10 protein-coding genes and 1 tRNA gene are annotated in these 21559 nt (G+C 38.8%); all 11 read right to left on the bottom strand.

The window, feature by feature from the left end; genetic code table 11:
• Positions 1-7: 7 nt before the first annotated feature.
• Positions 8-2806: an alpha-L-rhamnosidase gene (locus HMPREF1535_RS24895; RefSeq protein ID WP_046147961.1), complete on the bottom strand. Its 2799-nt coding sequence runs from the start codon at positions 2804-2806 to the stop codon at positions 8-10.
• Between the two features lie 139 nt (positions 2807-2945).
• Complete coding sequence (locus tag HMPREF1535_RS24890; protein ID WP_007654064.1) at positions 2946-4025, bottom strand: DUF4959 domain-containing protein; 1080 nt, start codon at positions 4023-4025, stop codon at positions 2946-2948.
• Between the two features lie 29 nt (positions 4026-4054).
• Positions 4055-5875, bottom strand: a complete 1821-nt coding sequence (locus HMPREF1535_RS24885) for a RagB/SusD family nutrient uptake outer membrane protein (RefSeq protein WP_046147959.1) — start codon at positions 5873-5875, stop codon at positions 4055-4057.
• 11 nt (positions 5876-5886) lie between these two features.
• Positions 5887-8973, bottom strand: a complete 3087-nt coding sequence (locus HMPREF1535_RS24880; RefSeq protein WP_046147958.1) for a SusC/RagA family TonB-linked outer membrane protein — start codon at positions 8971-8973, stop codon at positions 5887-5889.
• A gap of 31 nt (positions 8974-9004) precedes the next feature.
• Positions 9005-10828 (bottom strand): RagB/SusD family nutrient uptake outer membrane protein, encoded by a 1824-nt coding sequence (locus HMPREF1535_RS24875; protein WP_007654073.1) that lies wholly within the window; start codon positions 10826-10828, stop codon positions 9005-9007.
• A 19-nt stretch (positions 10829-10847) separates the two neighbouring features.
• Positions 10848-14036, bottom strand: coding sequence for a SusC/RagA family TonB-linked outer membrane protein (locus tag HMPREF1535_RS24870; RefSeq protein WP_046147957.1), 3189 nt, complete (start codon positions 14034-14036; stop codon positions 10848-10850).
• A gap of 741 nt (positions 14037-14777) precedes the next feature.
• Complete coding sequence (locus HMPREF1535_RS24865; RefSeq protein WP_007654077.1) at positions 14778-15989, bottom strand: hypothetical protein; 1212 nt, start codon at positions 15987-15989, stop codon at positions 14778-14780.
• Between the two features lie 26 nt (positions 15990-16015).
• Positions 16016-18847, bottom strand: coding sequence for a hypothetical protein (locus HMPREF1535_RS24860; protein WP_046147956.1), 2832 nt, complete (start codon positions 18845-18847; stop codon positions 16016-16018).
• Between the two features lie 240 nt (positions 18848-19087).
• Positions 19088-19166 (bottom strand) — tRNA-His (locus HMPREF1535_RS24855).
• Between the two features lie 96 nt (positions 19167-19262).
• Positions 19263-20159 carry a bifunctional methylenetetrahydrofolate dehydrogenase/methenyltetrahydrofolate cyclohydrolase FolD gene (gene folD, locus HMPREF1535_RS24850; RefSeq protein WP_046147955.1) on the bottom strand — a complete coding sequence of 299 codons (897 nt, stop codon included), beginning with the start codon at positions 20157-20159 and terminating at the stop codon, positions 19263-19265.
• 18 nt (positions 20160-20177) lie between these two features.
• On the bottom strand, positions 20178-21503 hold the full coding sequence (ffh, locus tag HMPREF1535_RS24845; protein ID WP_007654088.1) for a signal recognition particle protein: 1326 nt from the start codon (positions 21501-21503) through the stop codon (positions 20178-20180).
• Positions 21504-21559: the final 56 nt, after the last annotated feature.

Here is a 21559-nt window from a genome sequence, read left to right as displayed (position 1 = left end):
TATTTCTTTATTCTTTATAAATTTCTATTTGGTATACTCCCGATGGAAATTTATAAAGAGACACTTCCTCCTCGCTTCCAATAAGTGGATAATCAGCCTTATTAAAAGAACGTTTGTTTACATGTACCTTTTTACTATCAGGTAATGCTACAATGCCTGATGTATTAGGAGGTAATGTTATTATCCATACCAGACTATTTTCTTCTTGGGACCATTCGCTTGCCGTTCTCCCATAAGGTGTTTCTATCGAAGCTTTTGCCCAGGAAAGATAAGATGTCATTGTTGGTTCAAAGTGTATAACTTTAAAACCCGGACCTGACACATCCGGTCGTATGCCTGCTATATCTTCATAAAACCAAGTGTCATAACCGCCCTGCATGGGATGATTAAGTGAAGATCCTGCCAAACACTTTTCCTTACTCTTTCCATTTACCGGAAGAATCTCCCAAAGAGATGTAGCATCAGCATCCGTCCACATATAAGCAAAACTATTCTCACCTGTTTTAGTAAACATATCCCATGCCATTTTACTATTGCCAAAACGTGATAATGCTTGTCCAATACGCCCTAGACCAAATATCCCCGTATGCATAAAACCATCATATTTTTCTTTCATATTCCTGACAATCGCATCAGAAACAGCTTTTTCATCTCCGGCAGGAACCAGTCCAAAATCAAGAGCCATTGCATCAGCAGTCTGACTACCGAATGTTGTACTTTCTTCATCGTAAAATTCGGCAACAAAAGCAGCTGCAATCTTATCCTTCAAACCACTGTAATATCCGGCATCATCATTCTTTCCTAATATAGCAGCCGTTTTAGCCAAAATCGAAGCATCAAGATAATGGAAAGCTGTAGAACTCAAAGCAACAGGACAATCAATCGCATTGTTCCCTTCCGGCGGACACCAGTCACCCAATCCATAAGGTACAATATGTTTGGTTGAAAGCGTATCATTAAGCGTTAGACTCTCCACGTGATCCACCCATTGTTTCATTTCCTGATAATATTTATGCAAAGGCTCTTCATTGCCGAAATATAAATAAGTGTACCAGGGTAATTGAACTACGGCCGTCCCCCAATCCGGAGAAGCGACTCCACAAAGACGTTTTCCCGGAGAAATCATATACGGGATTCCCGGCGCTTTATCTGCAAAATAAAATATTGTATTAAAAAGTTTTTGATGAAGTGTATTTTTCTCAAATGCGGAAGAAGTCGAACTGATATCTTCCATATATTTCATCCAAAAATTATTCAGGTCAAAATTATAATTCTCAAAAGGAGCTACGGTATGTGCATCTCCCAACCAACCACATCGTTCTCTGTGAGGACAATCCGTCGGCAAACCATGCGTATTATTGAGCATTGTCCTGACCGCTAACTCATGCAATTTATTAATTTGTTCATCAGAACATTCAAATTCACCTCTCTTATTGACATCCGTATGTACAACAATTGTCTTTATCCAATCCAATTCAGGCTCCGCTGCCATACCGGAAAGTTCCAAATAGCGATAGCCATGGTAGGTAAAACGAGGGTTCCAGACTTCCCGACCGTTTCCGGCACAAATATATTCATCTGTTTGTACAACACCTGTAGCAAAGACTCCGGTTGTATTATATTCGATTGAACCATCCTCACGAAGAAGTTCTCCCATCCGCATTTTCAAATGTGTTCCTTTTGGCTGATCTACCGTTATTTGTGGTACACCGGCAATATTACCCCCAAAGTCAAATATCCAATTTCCGGAAGGATCCTTCCATTTCTTTATCGCTCTGATTTCATTCTTCAAACGAATAGGTTCCATAACCTGAGGAAACAAATTCACCGGAATAACACCTTCTGCAACTACAGCATTTTTCCATCCATTCAGTTGAGTTCCAACTTCTGACCAACCTTTAATTTCCTTTGTAGCATCATACACCTCACCAGCATATATATTACCCTTTAACACAGGTCCGGAAGTCCACAGCCAGGATTCATCTGAAACAATCATTTCCTTAGAACCATCCTCATAAGTTATTTCCATTTGTAATCTAAAAAGAGGATCGCCATATTTAGCCCAAGGTCCCCAGACACTGTTTTGCCCGTACCAACCTTCACCAAGTATCACACCTAAACAATTTTCACCTTTCACTAACCCGGATGTGATATCAAATGTAGAATACAGGGCATACTGCTCATAATTCGTTTGTGCAGGGTCAAGGATTCGTTTTTTATCGACAAGTTCACCATTCAAATAAAGATCACCGCATCCTAAACCACAAAAATAGACAACAGCTCTTTGTAGTTTCGATTCTGCCTTCCCTGTATCAAATACTTTACGAAAATAAGGCATCGGACTATCTTTTTTCCAAACAGAAGTTATCCACTTAGCTTTCCAATCAGACGTATTTAACCCCAAAGAGAAAAAAGAAGGTTCACTCCAGGCCGTTACTTGTCCTTTCCCATCCCAAATGCGCAAACGCCACCAATAGAGTGGCCCTCTTTCTAGTATTGCGATATCCGGACGTACATTCACTTGCTGTTCTGAAACAGTCTTTCCTGAATTCCAAATATAATTACCATCCTCCAAATCCTCTCGGGAAGAAGCAATCTCTATTTCCCAAGCAGACTGAATAAAGCCATTCTCCTCTGACTCGATTTTCCAACTAAAAACGGCTTCATCTATTCCTTCTGGGGTTACCAGACCACGACACTTCAAATCCACCACCTTCGCTTTACTCCCGACACAGTTATCAGTACATCTCGTAAACCCTAAAAGAAAAATGAAAAGCAATAATAAACAAAGACTCTTTGACTTCATACATTTCCTATTTAATCGTATCAGACGCAAATATCATATAATGATATATTTTAAAGACTTCTCCATATCTCATAGAAGAGGGTGATACTATAAATTTTTGAAACTCCTGTATACACCCTCTCTATCATTTATCGAAAAATCATTTAAATCGTATATTTCTGATATTTATTGTAACATCAGCATTTGTACCGAAATCACAACGCATATAATCACCTGAATTACCCCAGCCGACAGTAGCCATTCCGGCTGTATAGTCCTGTTCAAATGTTGTCCATTCTTCTGCTGCCGGAAACTCTATCGTTGTCGAATTAGCTTCAGATGGTCCGGAAGACGAAGTACACCAGAATATTTGTAACTTAACACTTTTAGTAGACTTATATCGGAATACCATGGTAGAACCTTTTTTTGCGGCAGCTAAGCCATTTGAATAAATATAAGGGTCCCCTCCTGTTGTTACAATCGTATATTCATTTGAATTCTCCGGATTAGAAGCAACCAATGTCATATCATTAATTGTAGCCTGGAAAGTTACATATTCCACATCGGGATAAACAACATCATCCGGATCAATAACCGGAGTAATCACATACTCTTTTTCTACAGACTTTCCACCATCCGCTTGATTCACTGCATAAACCGTCAATTTTGTTTCAGCGATAAAACCGGTAACAACATATACCCCTGTTTGAGTTGCATCAATAGTAACTTCCTGTTTCACATTATTTTTATCCAGATATGAAGCTATCAGGTCAACTCCCACAAATGTCTCATTTGTCCAGAAAATCTTTGCACCACCACTTGCCGGTTCCATTTCAACGGTTTCGATTACATAATCTTTTGCCTCCTCTATACCCTGAGGAACACCTTTCACCGTTACAGAAGATGAGGATTCTCCACCATATCCATAAGATGTCAAAACAAACTCATGTTCTTCCGTATCTGTAAATCCTCCAACAACAACCGATACGTTGTTATTAGCATCAGCACTATATTTACTAACCTTTTTATTCACATTTTCTCCTTGGGAATTTCTATAGGAAATCAATGTATAATAATAATTGGCATCTGTTGGATTCATCCAATTCAATGTGACGGAACCAATAAAAGGTATACACTCCACATTGCTGACAGGATCTATATGGCCCTTATTATTGTCATCATTGTCGCATGCATAAATAAAAAGCGAGATGAACATTACTAATAGAATATATTTCTTCATTGTATACTTTTTTTTAATTATATCTTCAATTACCATCCCGGATTCTGCCAGTTAGCACCCGTATGTTTCAACATCTTGGCTACTTCTGTCTGTTTAATCGGGTAGAGCAAATATTTCTCTGAATTTGTCCCACGCGATGCAAGTTTGATTCGATTGTATGTGAAAGTACCATCCTCCTCTTTTACAATTTTCATACCTGTCACAAAATCATCTGTTTCATTTAAAATTTTCCAACGACGAACATCAAAGAAACGATGTTCTTCGAAAGCTAATTCTACACGACGTTCATTTCTATAACGTTTTTCAAAAGAATCTTTCGACATGCCTGACGATAATGCCGGTATACCGGCACGAACCCTGATTTTATTAACAGCATCTCTGGCTGATAACGCCTCTGCCCCTACTTTGGATACCACTTGTCCATCCGGACCTACAGCCTGATAAGCAGCCTCTGCAAAATTCAAATATAATTCAGCCAAACGAAAAATACGCATAAACCCATCTGCATCCTGCCCGATTCCGGATTTGAAATTATTGAATTTACGCATATAATATCCCGTACGAGTATAACGGATATCCGTCACCTTATCAGAGATACCACAATTTCCACCCACATATGTTCCTACAACATCTCCATTAGGTTGATCTAAATATCGAATAGCCCCATTATAATAAACCGACGCATAGAAACGAGGATCACGATTCGCATACGGATTTTTCGGATCATAAGAAGATGCCGTATTTAATATCGGCCGCAAATGCTCTGCATCCGAATAACCTAAAATGGGTTGAGTACCATCAATCATTTCATAACTATCTACCAACTCCTGCGAAGGTCCAGCTCCAGCTTTTTCCATACCATTTGTAATAGGAGTCCCGGCAAACTTCCAGACATTTAAACGCCAGGAGGTCGTTTCATAGATAGTTTCCCTATCCCATGAACGGCTTGGATCTGAACGAGTAATGAAATAATAGGCATATGCATTCTGAGCGATTGCAGGATCCGGAGCCTGACTATACAACTCAAAACCATGTTGCAAACAAAGATCTAAAGCCTCTTTGGTAATTTCTGTTGTTTTCTCCCATGTGTATTTACTGCTTCCGTTCTCATTCCATAAAGGACTTGCTGCATATAAAGCCGTCTGAGATTTCACAGCACAAGCAAAAGCACGTGTCAATTTTCCTCTTTCGTTATCATTTATTTGCCAACGAAAACCAATTGATTGTCCTTCGGACTCTACCGTAGCCAAAGCCTTATCACATTCTGAAATAATAAAATCTGCACATTCCTCAAAAGAGGCACGTTTATCTGTCGAGAAATCATGATTCGTCTCGTAAGGAGTTTCTATTAGAGGAACTCCCCCATAACGTTTTATCAATTGTAAATAATAAAACGCACGTGCAACACGAACCTCGGCAATCCAACCATTTTTTTCTACTTCATTAAAAGTATAAGTGGCCATTTCCGGATCATTTATACAAAGCAAAAAAGTATTACAACGACGAATACCTTCAAAATAATGCGACCAAGGATCCATATAACTGGCTGTTAAAGGATTATATTCAGGAGTCGTATATCCTTTATACCACTTGGATACCGGTCCGTCCTGATTGTCATTTGCATCATGGGCTTCATCACAAAAAGAAGCCAAAGGAGTATTCGTATTTTCATACGTAAATCCAACCTGAGGCATATATCCCAAGCAATTGGAGTAATAAGCAGATGTACGTTCATATCGATTAAAAATATCATTCAACGACACACGCCCATCGGAAGCTATATCCAAATCTGCACAGGAAGAACAACACAATGTAAAAGTAACAACTAATATATTTATCAGATTCTTCATAATATCTATATTTAAAATGTTAAGCTCACTCCAATATTATACACTCTATATGGTTGGAAAGTACCCATGTTAGCTATTTCCGGATCTATATGTTTTGAACGCATATTATCGATTGTAAACAAATTCTGTCCACTTAAAGAAAAACGGATTTTTTCTGCAAAAACCTTCTTTGAAGTATTCAATGGTAATGTATAAGCAACCTCCGCGTTCTTTAAGCGTAAATAAGATGCATCCATAATAAAGAAACTGTTTGGCTGATGGTTGATAGATGCTTTCAACGATAAAGCCGGATAAGTTATTTCTTCTCCATTATTCCAACGTTCAGGAGTCCATGCTTTTAAATGAAGGTCTGTAAATACACCCTGATATTCCGATTCATATGCACCTACACCACTTATTGTTTTTGAATATTTACCAACGCCTTGAAATAAAAGATTAACTTCAAAACCCTTATATTTAAAACCTCCGGAGAAACTATAGTACTGCTGCGGTATAGAAGTGTTTAAAATCGGAGCTTTATCTTTTTCATCTATTATTTTATCACCGTTTAAATCCTGATAGATAAAATCACCGACACGAGGAGTTCCGAAAGCATAACTCAAACCGCTCTTTTCAAGTTCTTCCTGAAAATTAAACATGCCATTGCCATTGCTGTAATCAATCAAATATCCCCACTGTTGCCCATAACTAAATCCCTCTGTACGGTACGGATAAGCATACTCATTTGAATAAGGAGATTCATTAATATTAATAACCTTGTTTTTATTATAACTGAAAGCGCCGCCTACATAAAAAGACCAATCTTCATTAATCTTTTTGTCATACATTGCTTCAATTTCAAAACCATGATTTTCCATTTTACCCGTATTCGTTTTTGGATAGTTGGAAAGTACAGTTCCTTGATATTCCGGAACTAAACCGGCACTACTTACCAGCATATTATCGCACAAAAATTTATACCAGTCAAAAGAGATGGTCAATTCATTGAACAGCCCCAGATCAAAACCATAATTTTGCTTTTTCATCTTCTCCGCCATCAAATCCGGATTACCTTTTAATCCTTCATTACCACTTACATCAATATAATCCAGATATAAAAATCGTTCCCCACCCAGCTGATCATTTGCTGTAATACCATACGAGGCTCTTAATTTCAAATTACTTAACCAAGTCCAATTCTCCAAAAAAGCTTCATCCGAAACAACCCAGGCACCGGAAATAGCCGGAGTAGCAATATAACGGTTATCTGGGTGGAACTGTTCAGAACCGGAATATCCCAAATCCGCTTTTACAAAATAACGGTCTTTATAACCATACGTTGCTGTAAATCCTAAACTTTCACGTTTATATGGCAACATACCGGAACCAGAAGAGACCTCTTTCTCTTGTTGCAAATAAAAAATATACCCCATGGCGCTAATACTATGATCATCAAACCTACGTTTATAATCCACATTTGCATAAAGATTCAAATTGTAATAAAATGTAGAGCTTTTTCCGTAAGAAAGAGGAGTATTGTTGTCTGAACCTAATAATGAAAAATCCAACTTTGACAAGTCTTTTGAACGGACATAACGTTCAAAATTCTGAGTTGTAGTTGTTTGATTCACAGAATTAGTTTGATAAGCCATTGTCCCACTTACAGAAAGACCTTTAGTAAGAAAACTCATATCCAAAGTCAAACCAGCTTGAGCGTTTATATTGGCAACAAGAGCCTGAATATAACCAGAACGGTTCAGCATCCCGTAGACAGGAGTTTTCTCATTATCATGTGTTACAACTTGATTACCGTTACTTAGACCGTCTCCTGACGGAGTTAATGGACCATACATCGTGGGTGGCAGATTAAATATATGGTTATAAATAGTCTCATTACCATAACCTGCAGTCTTTTCTGTTTTAATATTACCGGACAACCGCATGAAACCACTTAAATAATCATTTATTTTCACATCAATATTCGAACGGAAATTAAACCAGCTATTTTTAGGAGTCGGATCATACTTCGAACCACTTTCATTAGCTGTTTTAAACGGCAATTGCTGGTGCATATAATTCACATTAGAAAAATAACGAACTCTCTCAGTTCCACCTTTTACATTTACACCTACTCTGGACATTAAAGTCAAAGGACGTATAAACATTTTATACCAGTTATTATTCGGATATAATTCATTACCTCCAGCTTGGAACAACTCGGTATCCGTCTTAGAAAACTGGGAATACCCCCCCAGACCATCATTATAGCCTGCCTGATTTCTCATTGTAACATAATCGGATGAATTAACAAATAAAGGTTCTTTTGTCATTTGCTGGAATGACTGGTCAAAATTCACCTCTACTTTTGTTTTTCCAATGTGTCCCTGCTTAGTCTTAATCGAAATTACCCCATTGGCTCCCTGAATGCCATAAATAGCCGTTGTAGCAGCATCCTTCAATATAGTTACCGACTCTATTTCTTTAGGAGTAATATATGTATAATTCGTATTAGGACAAATAATTCCATCCACAATCACTAGCGGTTCCCGTCCATTAATGGTAGAAAGCCCTCTGACCAATTGTGTTACCCCTGTTGACGAAGAACTCAATGCTCCACGGGATAATTCAGCATTTGTTTCTATCGTCGTCAACCCCGTAAACCGACCTGCAAAAGTTTTTGTCAGATTTGATTCAGGAGACTTATCCAAATCTGAACCTAAAACTCTGGAAACAGCTCCGGTTACCGCCCTTTTAGGTAACGACATATATCCCAAATCTATGACCTCATCCATTTTTTCAGCATCATATGACAACTGAATAGATTCCAATCCTTCGTGATTTACGACAGATACTTTTTTATCATCATAACCGATATATGAAACTGTAATATATTGGCTTCCATCCTTTATATCAATTTCATACGCACCATCAACTTTTGTCAGATATTCGCATTTTCCGTTTTCCGACTTCAAAAGAGCCCCAGAAATCGGCTTTCCAAACTCATCAATGACGAACCCTTTTAATTGAATAGAAGGATCTTGTGCCCAACCTAATATTCCCGGAGAACTCAAGCAAGCACAAATAGCCAATATGGATATTTTATTTTTTATGTAGCTCATAATTTAGATTCTTTTCAAGTTATACAGAATATTACCATCCCTGATTTTGCCAGGAGACTCCCGTTGTTGACTCCAAACGGGACACTTCGTCCAATGGTAATGGCAATAATAAATCTCTATTCTGATATCCACCACGTGGATTTGTAGATATATTATATCGTTGATAATTGAACGAGCCATCATTATTTTTTGTAATTCTCATTCCTGTCAACCACTGGCATGTAGCATTCAAATTACCTTCAGGCTTCTGCCAACGACGTAAATCAAAATACCGAACCTCTTCCCAAGCTAATTCAACGCGTCGTTCATTATGAACACGTAAAATCATTTCATCTTTCGACAAACCGGCTGGCAACGCAGGCATATTTACACGAGCCCTTATCTCATCCACGGCAGCTTTGGCTTCTGCCAAATGCCCTGATTCTGCTGCAGCTTCCGCATAATTCAGAATAATTTCTCCTAACCGGAAAAATTTCCAGTTTGAATTATTTATTTGATTTGTATTTGAAGCCTGGGGAGTAACTAATTTCCTATGATAATAACCAGTACGACTATGAGCTCTGTCAGACGGATCCAAACTCATTCCATGTCGGCCATTCACATAAGTTTCAACAGTAAATACTTCTCCATTATTCCAGATTAAAGAATCACCATTACATAAAACTGTTGCTGTCAAACGCGGATCACGATTTTCATACGGATTTTTAGGATCATATATTTTATTATCTGGATTATAATTCGGTTGCATATGCTTTTCGTCCAAATAAGGTTTAGCCAAATCCAGTATAGGCTGCCCATCTATTGTTTCGAAAGCATCAACCAGCTCCTGAGTAGGACATGTTCCACATTTATAAGTACCATCCATAGAACTTCCTATATAACCGACATGCCATACGAAAACACCTCCGGCACGATGTTGCCAAATTGTTTCTTTATCACGTGGTTCTGCTGAATAGTCTGCATTTTGACAAACCAACTGATGAAAAGCAGCAGCGTCATATGTTCCAAATGTCGAAGGATTAGTACATGTGGTAAATAATGCATACCCATTCTTTTTCAATTCCTCTACAGCCTGTTTATTCATCTGATATGCTTCTTCCCAATGATCTTCTCCTGCATTAAACAAAGGGCTGGCTGCAAACAACATCATTTTAGATTTAACAGCCCAAGCTAATGCTTTAGTTGCCCGCATTGCTTCATCTTCCGTTGTAATACGCCAGGGTAGTTCCGCACAATTGAGACCGGCATCACAGTCTTCTGCTATAAATCGGGCAACATCATACACGGCTTCTCGTTTCAATGTAGAAAAATCAGCATCAAACGCTATGGTTTTATCCACAATAGGAACTTTGCCAAACCATTTAACCAACTCTGAATAGAAAAAAGCACGCATAACGTGTGCCTCTGCGGTAAAACGGGCACGTTCTGCTTCACTATTTACAGCCGCAGTCCCTATATTTTCCAAAAACTGGTTGCACAAACGTATTTGTTGCCAATATCTGGACCAATAAGCATTATTAGCTGCACCATGTCCATCGTGCATATCTCTTATCGGATGGGAAGACGCTGATTCATTCGCATTATACATTGATTGAATACTTGTTCCCTGTACTTCTTCCGAAGACCACCCTTCATCACTACAAGCTGTCACTAAAGGATCAAAAAACCAATAAGCATATCCCTTTTGAGGAATATTATTATAACAAGCATTCAACAAAGCACCTACTTTATCCGGGTCTGCATATATTTCCTCCATAGTGAGCGTTCCATCAGGAGCTACATCCAGGACATCAGAACAAGAATTCAATGTTCCCAACAGAACAATTGAAGATATTAAGAAATATGTTAGTTTCATATAACTCTCCTTTCAATGATTAAAATGTCACATTAATACCAAAATTCATCATCTTAGTAATCGGATAATTAAGCTCTGCACTTTGCTCTGGGTCAATTGCATCAGTTTTCATGGCCTTCCATGTCAATAGATTATTCCCGTTTACATAAACTCGTGTACTATTAATTCCGACTTTTTTCAAAAGTTTTTTAGGCAATGTATACCCCAGTTCTATATTCTTCAAACGCAGGAAAGAACGATCCATAATAAAGAAATCATTTGCCTTCTGGCTAGTTCCGGGTGAGGATGCCAAGGCTGGATATTTAATTTCTTCACCATTAGCATAACGTTCAGCAGTCCAAGCCTGCAAATGATAATCACTGTAGAAACCAACCAAACCGAACTCTGTAGCTCCCCAACCAGTATATACACGGGATGCTTTAGCTATACCGGAAAACAAAAATGAAAAATCAAAATTCTTCCAGTTTACAGAACCAGAAAAGCCATAAGTAATACGAGGTATATCACTATACTTGATCGGAGCCTGGTCCTTCTCATCAATTACACCATCTTCATTTATATCCACATAAAGAAAATCACCCAAACGAGGAGTTCCTCCTACCTGATAAGTAGCCAAAGCGTTGTCCAGTTCTTCTTGTGTATTAATATATCCATTACCATTACTATAGTCTATTTTATATCCGAAACACTGTCCTATACTGTAACCTGTACTTCTGTAACGATATGCATAATCAGCCGTTTTTTGTGCTTCATCCATAAAACGTTGGGTATTCTTATTATACGCGAAATTTCCCTTTACAGTAAATGACCAATCATCGTTTAATCGCTTATTGTAAGTTGCCTCCAACTCATATCCATGATTATCAATACGTCCCATATTGACTTTTGGCAGATTACCAAGTGCTACTCCCTGAATTTCAGGTACTGTACCACGAGATATCAAAACTCCTTCACGTTTTTCCTTAAAATAATCAAAAGTTAAAGACAGTTCATTAAACAACTGTATGTCAACTCCATAATTCTGTTTATAAGCAATTTCCCAACTTAAATTGGTATTTCCTAATTTCCCTTGTGAAATGGCTTGCCCACGTCCTAAAGAAGGAATAACTCCACCACCACTCGTAATGTTACTTATATACAAGAAACGTGTACTACCTAATTTATCATTACCCACTTTACCATAAGAAGCACGTAACTTCAAATTAGAAATAGTCTTATTATCTTTCAGGAAACTTTCATTACTAGCCACCCAACCTGCGGAAAAAGCAGGAAAAAAACCAAAACGATGTCCTTTTGCAAATTGCTCGGAACCGTTATATCCAATATTTACTTCAGCCAGATAACGAGAATCATATCCATAAGTAGCACGCGCTGAAACACCTAACATATTATAAGGTAAATCTGCTGCATATTCCTGCCAATTATCACGTTGAACCAGAGCCATCCCTGTGACATCATGCACTCCAAATTTCCGGGCATAATTCAATGAATACTGCATATTCATATAATAGTTGGTCGACATAGACTTTGAGAGAGAAATAGCATTATTTTCATTCGTTCTCACTTTTGTATAATAAGATTGGTCTTCCGCCGTTCTGGCAACCGACACACCATAAGCATCATACGATCGGACTCCCTGTAAAGTAGTCACAGCTTTTGAGTCAAAAGAAATCATAAATTTATTACTAAGTCCTTTCGTTATGAAATCTAATCCCCAATCCACGATTAACGATGAATTCAAATTAGTATTCGTTTCCTGCTGATACCCTCTACGGTTTATTTCCCCATAAGTATTGCGGTCCTGACCAGACTGATTAACAACCTCACCAGCCGGAACAGATGTTCCATCTATCAACGTATAACCCTCTTGAGTCAGTGGTCCCGGATCTGTCGGAGGTGTTCCCCAAATATAAGCCCTCATATTTTCAATCATAGCAGCGACACTTCCTCCAAAAAGAGTTTTTGTTTGTGGAGTATTTACCTTTTCCAAGTAAGAAGCCAGATTCAAAGAAAGCTTTAAATTTGAAAGTACTTTATAATCCAGGTTTGCACGAAAATTATAACGATCCGATTTATAACTCGGATCATATCCCAGATCCTTCTCCGATTCCGTGCGGAATTGGCCTCCTTGCCCCAAATAAGCAACATTCATGAAATAGCTCAATTTTTCTGTTCCTCCACTCAAATTCACGTTAACACGAGTTTGAGGAGCCCATTTTTTAAAAAATTCACTATATACATCCCTATCCGGATAAAATACAGGATCTTTACCAGACCTATACATATCGATCATATAATCGGTGTAAGGTAAATCCGCTTCAGAATATCCATCATTGCGAAACGCCTGATTACGTAACTCAGCAAATTCCCAGGAGTGAATACGATCTGCCTGGGCAGTAAATTGCTGCAAACTATAATCCGCAGAAATACTTAATTCTGTTTTTCCTACCTCACCACGACGTGTGGTAATCATTATAACACCATTAGCACCACGAACGCCAAATACTGCAGTAGCAGATGCATCCTTTAATATAGATACGGAAGCAATTTCATTCGGGTCTAACGTAGAAATATTATCACGTGGCACACCATCTATTAAAATAAGAGGATTTGCTCCATTTGTCGTACTGGCCCCACGTAAATAAAATGTAACATCATCTCCACCCGGTTGTCCGGATGTCTGCAAAGCGGTTAATCCCGGTAGACGTCCAGCCAAAGCGGTTGACAAATTCGCAGCAGAACTTTGTTTCAGTTCTTTCGTCTGTATTGCAGCGACTGCTCCGGTTACAGACACTTTCTTTTGGGAACCGTATCCAACCACTACTACTTCTTCCAGTGTTTCTGTATCTTCAAGCAATGTAATAGATACAGATTTCTGGCTCCCTGCCTTTATTGTTTGTGTCACATATCCAATATAGGATACACGCAACACAGACTGTGGAGTGACTTTAATGGAAAATTTACCATCTGCATCGGTAACAGTTCCGTTTGTAACACTTTCCATAATATTTACACCAATCAACGGGAAACCGTCTTTATCCAAGACAATACCTGTTAATAGCGAAGTTTGTTGTTGAACTCCTGCCTTTTCGTTTTTTTCCGGTATAACATTAGATTTTTCCGAATACCCATAGAAAGGGGTTAACAACAATGAGGTGATCAGCAAAGCTGATTTGCCTCCTAATTTTGTTAATCTGACATTTTTCATAAAAGATTAGCTTATTGTACATTATAGTAAGCAAGCTTAATAACAAAGTATATACACAATTATTCACGTGCATTTGAGAGATTCACAAGTTCTCATTTTTGACAAAATCAAGAATACTCATTTCAGAAACAGTTCAACATCTTTACTTCAATTTTTACCCTAAAATTCTTATGAAAGGGTAAAAGATTCAACAATTTTCGTTTACATATCACAATAAAAGTTTGTATTATTATCATAATTAACCGAATTCTAGCCAAAGAATACTTCGGCAAAGACATAAAGATTTCACTACGGAGCAAAAACCATGTTTTTACTCCGTTCAAATGACGATTTAACAAAAAACAAATAGGATTTTTCAGGATAAAGAAGCTTATTTTTATCCTGTTTCTTTATATATAGGGATGGATGATTTACAAAGGATAGTCAAAATAGCACTTTTCAAAAGCACTAACCAAATACAAGATTTTATTATAGAATAATATAATTGACAAAAAGATTTGTCAATTATACAGGTTATAACCTGTATAATTGACAAAAAGATTTGTCAATTATACAGGTTATAACCTGCGTTTTTTCGGTTTCATTAATCTGTTTCATCTGTTCTACACGGTATATATTTTTACTAATATCAAAGGAACAAATTATTTTTTTATTAAATATAAAAAAAATGATTTTTCAAGTTTCATTTTTGACAAATACATCTGATATAAATATTTCTTATTTCAAATGCATTCCCAATTTCTATTTTTCCAACAAATAAATCAATATATCTCCGGGAGAGATTAATAAAGTAGCTGTATACGATTCAGCAGAAACAAGACTTCCGTCTTTTAATACACGTTTCACGGAGGGATCTGCATAAAAGGTAAGCTCCATTGTATCCATCAGACTTCTGTTTACAATAGCAAGATATTTCTTACCTCCATTTTCCAGCAATGAAATAATGGCTCCATATCCATGTGTATCCAAAACCTTCACCTTTTCAGGAAGAGTGGTCAAACGTGTCGTACCTCTCGGTATAACACTTCCTGTATGTCTGACCGACAAAACTTTTGCCCCCAAAAAGATTCCGGCAATTGATCTGATCTCGGCATTCATATCTTTCACCAAATCATAAACTTCCGTTCGCTTACCATCCAAACCAATCGGTCCGTGTTGATAATCATAAAAAGAATCACCAGCCGGTGTCCAATAAGTAAAATACTGTAACCCTTGGGCTCCATAAACCAGATTACTATATAGTTGTAACCGTAAAGAAGCGCGTGTCGGAACAGGATATGGTCCATGTTTGGTAGCAAGAGCAAACGCCCAGAAATCCTTACCGATTTTTCTTGCTTCATCTGAGAAATCTTCCAGATTTTCATACCATTCAGCTTTCAAAACATTATCTCCAAGAACCGGATAATGGTCGAAAGAAAGAAATGGTAGAGGAACCTCTTTATTAAAACGGGTAATATAATCACGATAATTCTGAACACCCAAAAACCTCAAATGCTCCTCACCTCCTGTCGGAAATAAGTTCAGATAGCAAAATTTGCGATTATCTACAGCTTGTATTCTTTTAGCCCAATCACCTAGCGCTGCAAAATCTGCAACAACAGGCTCATCCCGTAAAAAATAACCTGCAACCGCCGGATGTTCCATAAATTTCCGAACAGTTTTTTCTGGTTCTTTACGTAACTCAGGACAAGCTATTATTAGCTGCACACCTACTTTATGTGCGGCGTCAAGCGCTTTTTCCACTTCTTCCAAACTTGAATACTCACTAAAGTTTATAGTAAATCCAGCCTCTTTCAGTTCCTTGAAACGCTCAACGGTCGCTTCATTTGCCCTTATGCCATACCAGGCTACTATGGGTATCTGTGCCGATAAATCCAATCTTTCCTGTGCTTGTCCTATTCTTGTAAACAGTAACAATAAAAAGATCATTCCCAATACGAAATAATGTTTCATAAAATATTTTTTACTAATTATCCTTCTCATTTCAAACTAAGATCCAACCTTTTTCCTGCATAAACTGGTAAAATCATCAGGGTAAGACGATGGTCAGCCACCGAACAATTAATTTTTTTACCATTAAAACGGACTTCAGCTTTTTTCATATGTGCAGGAAGAGGTATGCTTATTTTACCCTCACCGGCAACATACATCTGATAGCGGGACATATCATTATCTACAGGCGAAAATGTTAAATCCACGGGGGTATCTGCAAATTTATAATGAGTTCCGTCAAGAGTAATTTCATTACACTGCTGTCCTGAAAATGCAATCAGCTGTTGACCGTCTAAACGAAAGCCTAAAGATAAACGTCCTACATATGATACCTCATGCCCGTTAATTTTTGCCTGTTTCAATTCTATCCGATCTGATGGAAGAGGATTTTCAAGCAATACTTTTTCATCATCTTCCTGATTTCTTGAGAAACCTCCAAACCAACTTTCAGCATGTGTACGATAATGTGCTACTACCATGGTTGTTGAATTCGGGAAAGAAGAAACAAAATATTCACCAGTCCTTGAAAGATACGACGGATTATCATTTACCACAAACTTTCCGGTAGAAGGATAAGCATTACAAGCATTTAGTATTTCAAACAAAGTACGGGTTTCATACCCCAGGCTTGCCGATTGGTCATCACGTGGACGGAAACCACAATAACAAGCAATTCCTCCATCAGGATATTTAAGCATTGTCCCAACCACTTTCTTGTCTGAATAAGCTATAATCTCCGCATTAGAAACGGGAGTTACCGGATAAATCCGGTCCACAATAAAATCTGTCAGGATTGACTGATCCGGAACATCAGACAAACTCCCGGAAAAATCAATCATTTTCCCGGATGCAATTTCCCCCATATAACAATCATGGTTATACTGAGCTCCAAACAGTTTCTGCCACTGCCTGGTACAATTTTCCCCACTTTTATCGATCAGAGGCGGAGTACTGAACCAGACAACCTTTCCACCAGCTTTAACAAAACGTTCCATCATATCCAGTAATCCTTTTTCCGGTAACGGCTCAAACATAACAACCAATGTTCCGTACTTTTTTTCTGCGACCTGGATATGTCCGTCCGATTGTACAGTTCCCATTTCAAGCAATTTATCAGTTGTCAGATAATTTGCATATCCATATTGCGTCATCCAACTTCCAAAACGCGGTTCCACAGCAACCAAATTCATCGGATAAAGAATCAACACTTCAGTATCGCGGTGCACATTTCCTGTCATTAAGCGGATTGGCTCACTCGGACTGGCACCATACGCATAATTTATAGCCATTTTACGTTCCAGAGCTTTATCCGGCATTCCCCAAGCTGCTGCATAGGCATTCGGATATTTATTGATAACACCTATGGATGCAGCCATTGCCGCCCCGTAATAATTACGGTCACTCCAACCACCTTCAGCAAAATCATTACCGGTCGGTTGCAGATATTCACTCCATTTAAAATAATCATAACAAGCAGCAGACGCCTGATGTACCGTATTACCCCAGATAAAATTGGATGTATATTCATATTTATAACGATTGCCATATAGTTTCTCACAATTCCAATAGTCTATCGTAGGACTCTGTGCCCATGATGCATGCGCCGACGTACTCAATTCATGCCCAAACAGCTTTTCACCATAATCTTTCGCATTTTTGAATAAGTTGACTACATCATCATTCAACATTCGATAATAACGGTCACGTAATAAAAATGTACGATGTATTGCATCCGGTGTTTCTCCCAAAACATATTGAATATTGACAACTGCATCAGTTGTAGGACGGAACATCGGAGCTCCGTACGCAAAATAGAGCATGTAGCGATCATCAAATTTCTGGTTATACTTCTCTTCATACCGACATGCCATATTTTTAGTCAGATAACGTTCTGCAAACTGACCTTCTTCGTGATGTCCAAAATAAAACCAATCTTGTTGAATATGCATTTCATCAGAATACAGGGAAGTCAGATTTACTTTTTTATCATGGTACTTCTTTAACAAGTTACTCAAGAAAGCCGGAGCTTCCGGATCAAAGTAATCCATTTCCTGAGTTTCATATTCTAACATAACCATAACCCGATCAAAACCTGCACATTGGATTCCATCACCATAGATACGTAAGCGCTTCATCGGAATTGTTCCCTGATCAGAGCCATTGATAGAATCAATCTCCTCATATTTCACATTTTCCAATAAAACAATATCATCCGGATTTACAGATCGCATAGATGTAGATACCACCTTTTCTTTAAAAGCATAAGCCTTTACACCTTTAAGTTTAACCGGAGTTTGTCCCTTATTATTCGTCCAAAACAACTGCTGCCACATCTGCAAGCTGAATTGTCCTGTACGGGGATTCCTCAATCCGACTTTATAAGCAAGCCAACGACCGCTGTTACCCGTTTGATTTTTATATGCCAAACCCAATTCAAGCGGACTAAGCAGGCTCAAACAAAGTCCCATATCCTGTTTAGAAACAAAATCGCTGACAACTTTTATTTTATCAACATATTCATCCATATCAGGAGTTAAATTTCGTTCCGTATTCTTATCTGTACGATATTGACGGAAAAATTCATCAAACGCAATAATCAGTTCTTTCGATCCATAACTCTTTCCTCGTTTACAAACATCACGAAGACTTTCCAAACGAGAATCATACCCCAACGAATTATCTATTTTTTTATCAGGATCTGTTAAATCGTTTAGTTGTTGATCACTTGTCAGAATAATTGTTTGTGCCTCAACAGGACTGGTTGTCAAGGAAATTCCCACAAACAAATTTAAAATCCATTTTACAATTGTGCTTTTCATAATTTAAAAATTTAATTAATTTGAATATTACACAACAAAAATAGGACTCCTTTATTTCTATCAATTCACAAATCTGACATTTATGCCTACAATATTGACACATGAATATTACAACAAATGTTATTCATATTTTGAAAAAAGTACGGTATGATCCGGAAATAATAGGATACTGGGTAAGTTTTTTACTAAATGGACATAAAAAAAGCCACCCTGTAACAGGATGGCTTTTTTTTTCTATCTTGGGGGTGAACGATGGGACTCGAACCCACGACCCTCGGAACCACAATCCGATGCTCTAACCAACTGAGCTACGCTCACCATTTCAGTCTCGTTGAGTATTTCTCTTTAAGACGGTGCAAAGATAGATGTTTTTTCTGATTCCGCAAGCGTTTTCAAAGAAAATTATACAAATATTTTACTTGTAAATCGCTTTCTTCCCGGCTAACAGCGTGTTACGCATCAAAGAAATGATTGTCATAGGACCAACACCTCCCGGAACCGGCGTAATATAAGAACATTTAGGAGCGACTTCGTCGAACTTTACATCACCGGTCAGCTTATAACCGCTCTTGGTTACACTACTCGGCATACGGGTAGTGCCAACGTCAACTATTACGGCACCTTCTTTCACCATATCGGCTTTCAGGAATTCAGGAACACCCAAAGCAACAATGATGATGTCAGCGTTCAGGCACATTTCTTTCAGATTCTTTGAACGGCTGTGACAAACAGTTACCGTGCAGTTTCCCGGATAATTTTTCTGCATCATCAGGGTTGCCATCGGTTTACCGACAATATTGCTGCGTCCCAGGACTACGCAATGTTTGCCGCTTGTTTCGATTTCATAACGTTTCAGCAATTCCAGAATACCGGCCGGAGTGGCAGAAACAAAACAAGGAAGACCGATCGACATACGTCCCACGTTGATCGGATGGAATCCGTCAACATCTTTACGGTAATCGATCGCCTCAATAATCTTTTGCTCTGAAATATGTTTCGGAAGCGGAAGCTGCACAATGAAACCGTCTACATCCGGATCGTTGTTCAGTTCGTCTACCCGGCGAAGCAACTCTTCTTCGGTCACATCGTCCTCATAGCGAATCAGCGTCGATTTGAAACCGATTTCTTCACAAGTTTTTACTTTACTGGCCACATAGGTTTCACTTCCTCCATCATGACCTACCAGAATAGCTGCCAAGTGGGGAATCTTACCTCCTGCAGCTTTGATCTGGGCGACTTCTTCCGCCATCTCTTTCTTCATCTGAGCAGAGACGGCTTTTCCGTCCAGTAATTGATAATGATTGTCTTCCATAATATATCTCTTTAGTTTTTATCTTCTAAACGATGGGAATTTCTTACTTCCCGGTTTGGCAGCGGTAAGCATGCGCATCATCTTACGGGTTTCATCAAACTGCTTGATTAGCTTGTTTACCTCCTGGATAGTCGTTCCGCTACCTTTGGCGATACGCTGACGGCGTGAACCGTTCAGGATAGCCGGATTAACACGTTCGTCCGGCGTCATGGAATAGATAATCGCTTCGATGCTCTTAAAGGCATTATCGTCGATATCGATATCTTTCAAAGCTTTACCAACACCCGGAATCATAGAAGCTAGTTCTTTCAGGTTACCCATCTTCTTGATCTGCTGGATTTGGGAAATGAAGTCGTTGAAGTCGAACTGGTTCTTAGCAATCTTCTTCTGCAAACGTTTTGCTTCTTCTTCATCGTATTGTTCCTGGGCACGTTCTACCAAAGAAACGATATCACCCATACCGAGGATACGGTCAGCCATACGTTCCGGGTGGAAAGTATCCAGTGCATCCATCTTCTCACCGGTTCCGACAAACTTGATCGGTTTATCGACTACCGTACGGATAGAAAGGGCGGCACCACCACGGGTATCACCATCCAGCTTAGTCAGAACTACGCCGTCGAAGTCAAGACGTTCGTTAAATTCTTTGGCTGTGTTCACCGCATCCTGTCCGGTCATAGAGTCGACAACGAACAATGTTTCGTCCGGTTGGATAGCACTTTTGATAGCGGCAATCTCTTTCATCATCTGCTCGTCGATCGCCAGACGACCCGCCGTATCGACAATCACTACATCGTTACCCTTGGCACGGGCTTCGCGGATAGCGTTCATCGCAATCTCTACCGGATTCTTGTTTTCCAGCTCCATATAAACAGGAACACCGACCTGCTCACCGACAACACGCAACTGTTCGATAGCCGCCGGACGGTAAACGTCGCAGGCAGCCAGCAACGGCTTCTTGTTTCTTTTGGTTTTCAACATATTGGCCAGCTTTCCGGAGAAAGTGGTCTTACCGGAACCCTGTAAACCCGACATCAGGATAATAGCCGGATTTCCACTCAGGTTAATATCGATAGCCGTTCCTCCCATCAGGCTGGCAAGTTCGTCGTGAACGATCTTAACCATCAACTGGCTGGGTTTAACGGAAGTAAGTACATTTTGTCCTAACGCTTTTTCTTTTACCGTATCGGTAAATGACTTGGCTACTTTATAGTTTACGTCGGCATCAAGAAGGGCTTTGCGCACATCTTTCAGTGTTTCAGCCACATTAATCTCGGTGATCTTGCCTTCACCTTTCAGCAGTTTAAACGATCTGTCTAACCTTTCGCTTAAATTTTCAAACATATTCGTATGTGTATTTATTTTTTTCTTTCTAATTTCTAACGTAATAGGGTGCAAAG

Origin of the sequence: Parabacteroides goldsteinii DSM 19448 = WAL 12034 (genome assembly GCF_000969835.1) — a bacterium.
GTDB classification, from domain to species: domain Bacteria; phylum Bacteroidota; class Bacteroidia; order Bacteroidales; family Tannerellaceae; genus Parabacteroides; species Parabacteroides goldsteinii.
Note: the sequence above shows the minus strand (reverse complement) of the source record. Positions and strands in the feature narration are given on the sequence as shown.

Coding starts and splice junctions, on each gene's coding strand:
- HMPREF1535_RS24895 (WP_046147961.1), bottom strand. CDS start 2,806: ATGAAGTCAAAGAGTCTTTGTTTATTATTGCTTTTCATTTTTCTTTTA.
- HMPREF1535_RS24890 (WP_007654064.1), bottom strand. CDS start 4,025: ATGAAGAAATATATTCTATTAGTAATGTTCATCTCGCTTTTTATTTAT.
- HMPREF1535_RS24885 (WP_046147959.1), bottom strand. CDS start 5,875: ATGAAGAATCTGATAAATATATTAGTTGTTACTTTTACATTGTGTTGT.
- HMPREF1535_RS24880 (WP_046147958.1), bottom strand. CDS start 8,973: ATGAGCTACATAAAAAATAAAATATCCATATTGGCTATTTGTGCTTGC.
- HMPREF1535_RS24875 (WP_007654073.1), bottom strand. CDS start 10,828: ATGAAACTAACATATTTCTTAATATCTTCAATTGTTCTGTTGGGAACA.
- HMPREF1535_RS24870 (WP_046147957.1), bottom strand. CDS start 14,036: ATGAAAAATGTCAGATTAACAAAATTAGGAGGCAAATCAGCTTTGCTG.
- HMPREF1535_RS24865 (WP_007654077.1), bottom strand. CDS start 15,989: ATGAAACATTATTTCGTATTGGGAATGATCTTTTTATTGTTACTGTTT.
- HMPREF1535_RS24860 (WP_046147956.1), bottom strand. CDS start 18,847: ATGAAAAGCACAATTGTAAAATGGATTTTAAATTTGTTTGTGGGAATT.
- folD (WP_046147955.1), bottom strand. CDS start 20,159: ATGGAAGACAATCATTATCAATTACTGGACGGAAAAGCCGTCTCTGCT.
- ffh (WP_007654088.1), bottom strand. CDS start 21,503: ATGTTTGAAAATTTAAGCGAAAGGTTAGACAGATCGTTTAAACTGCTG.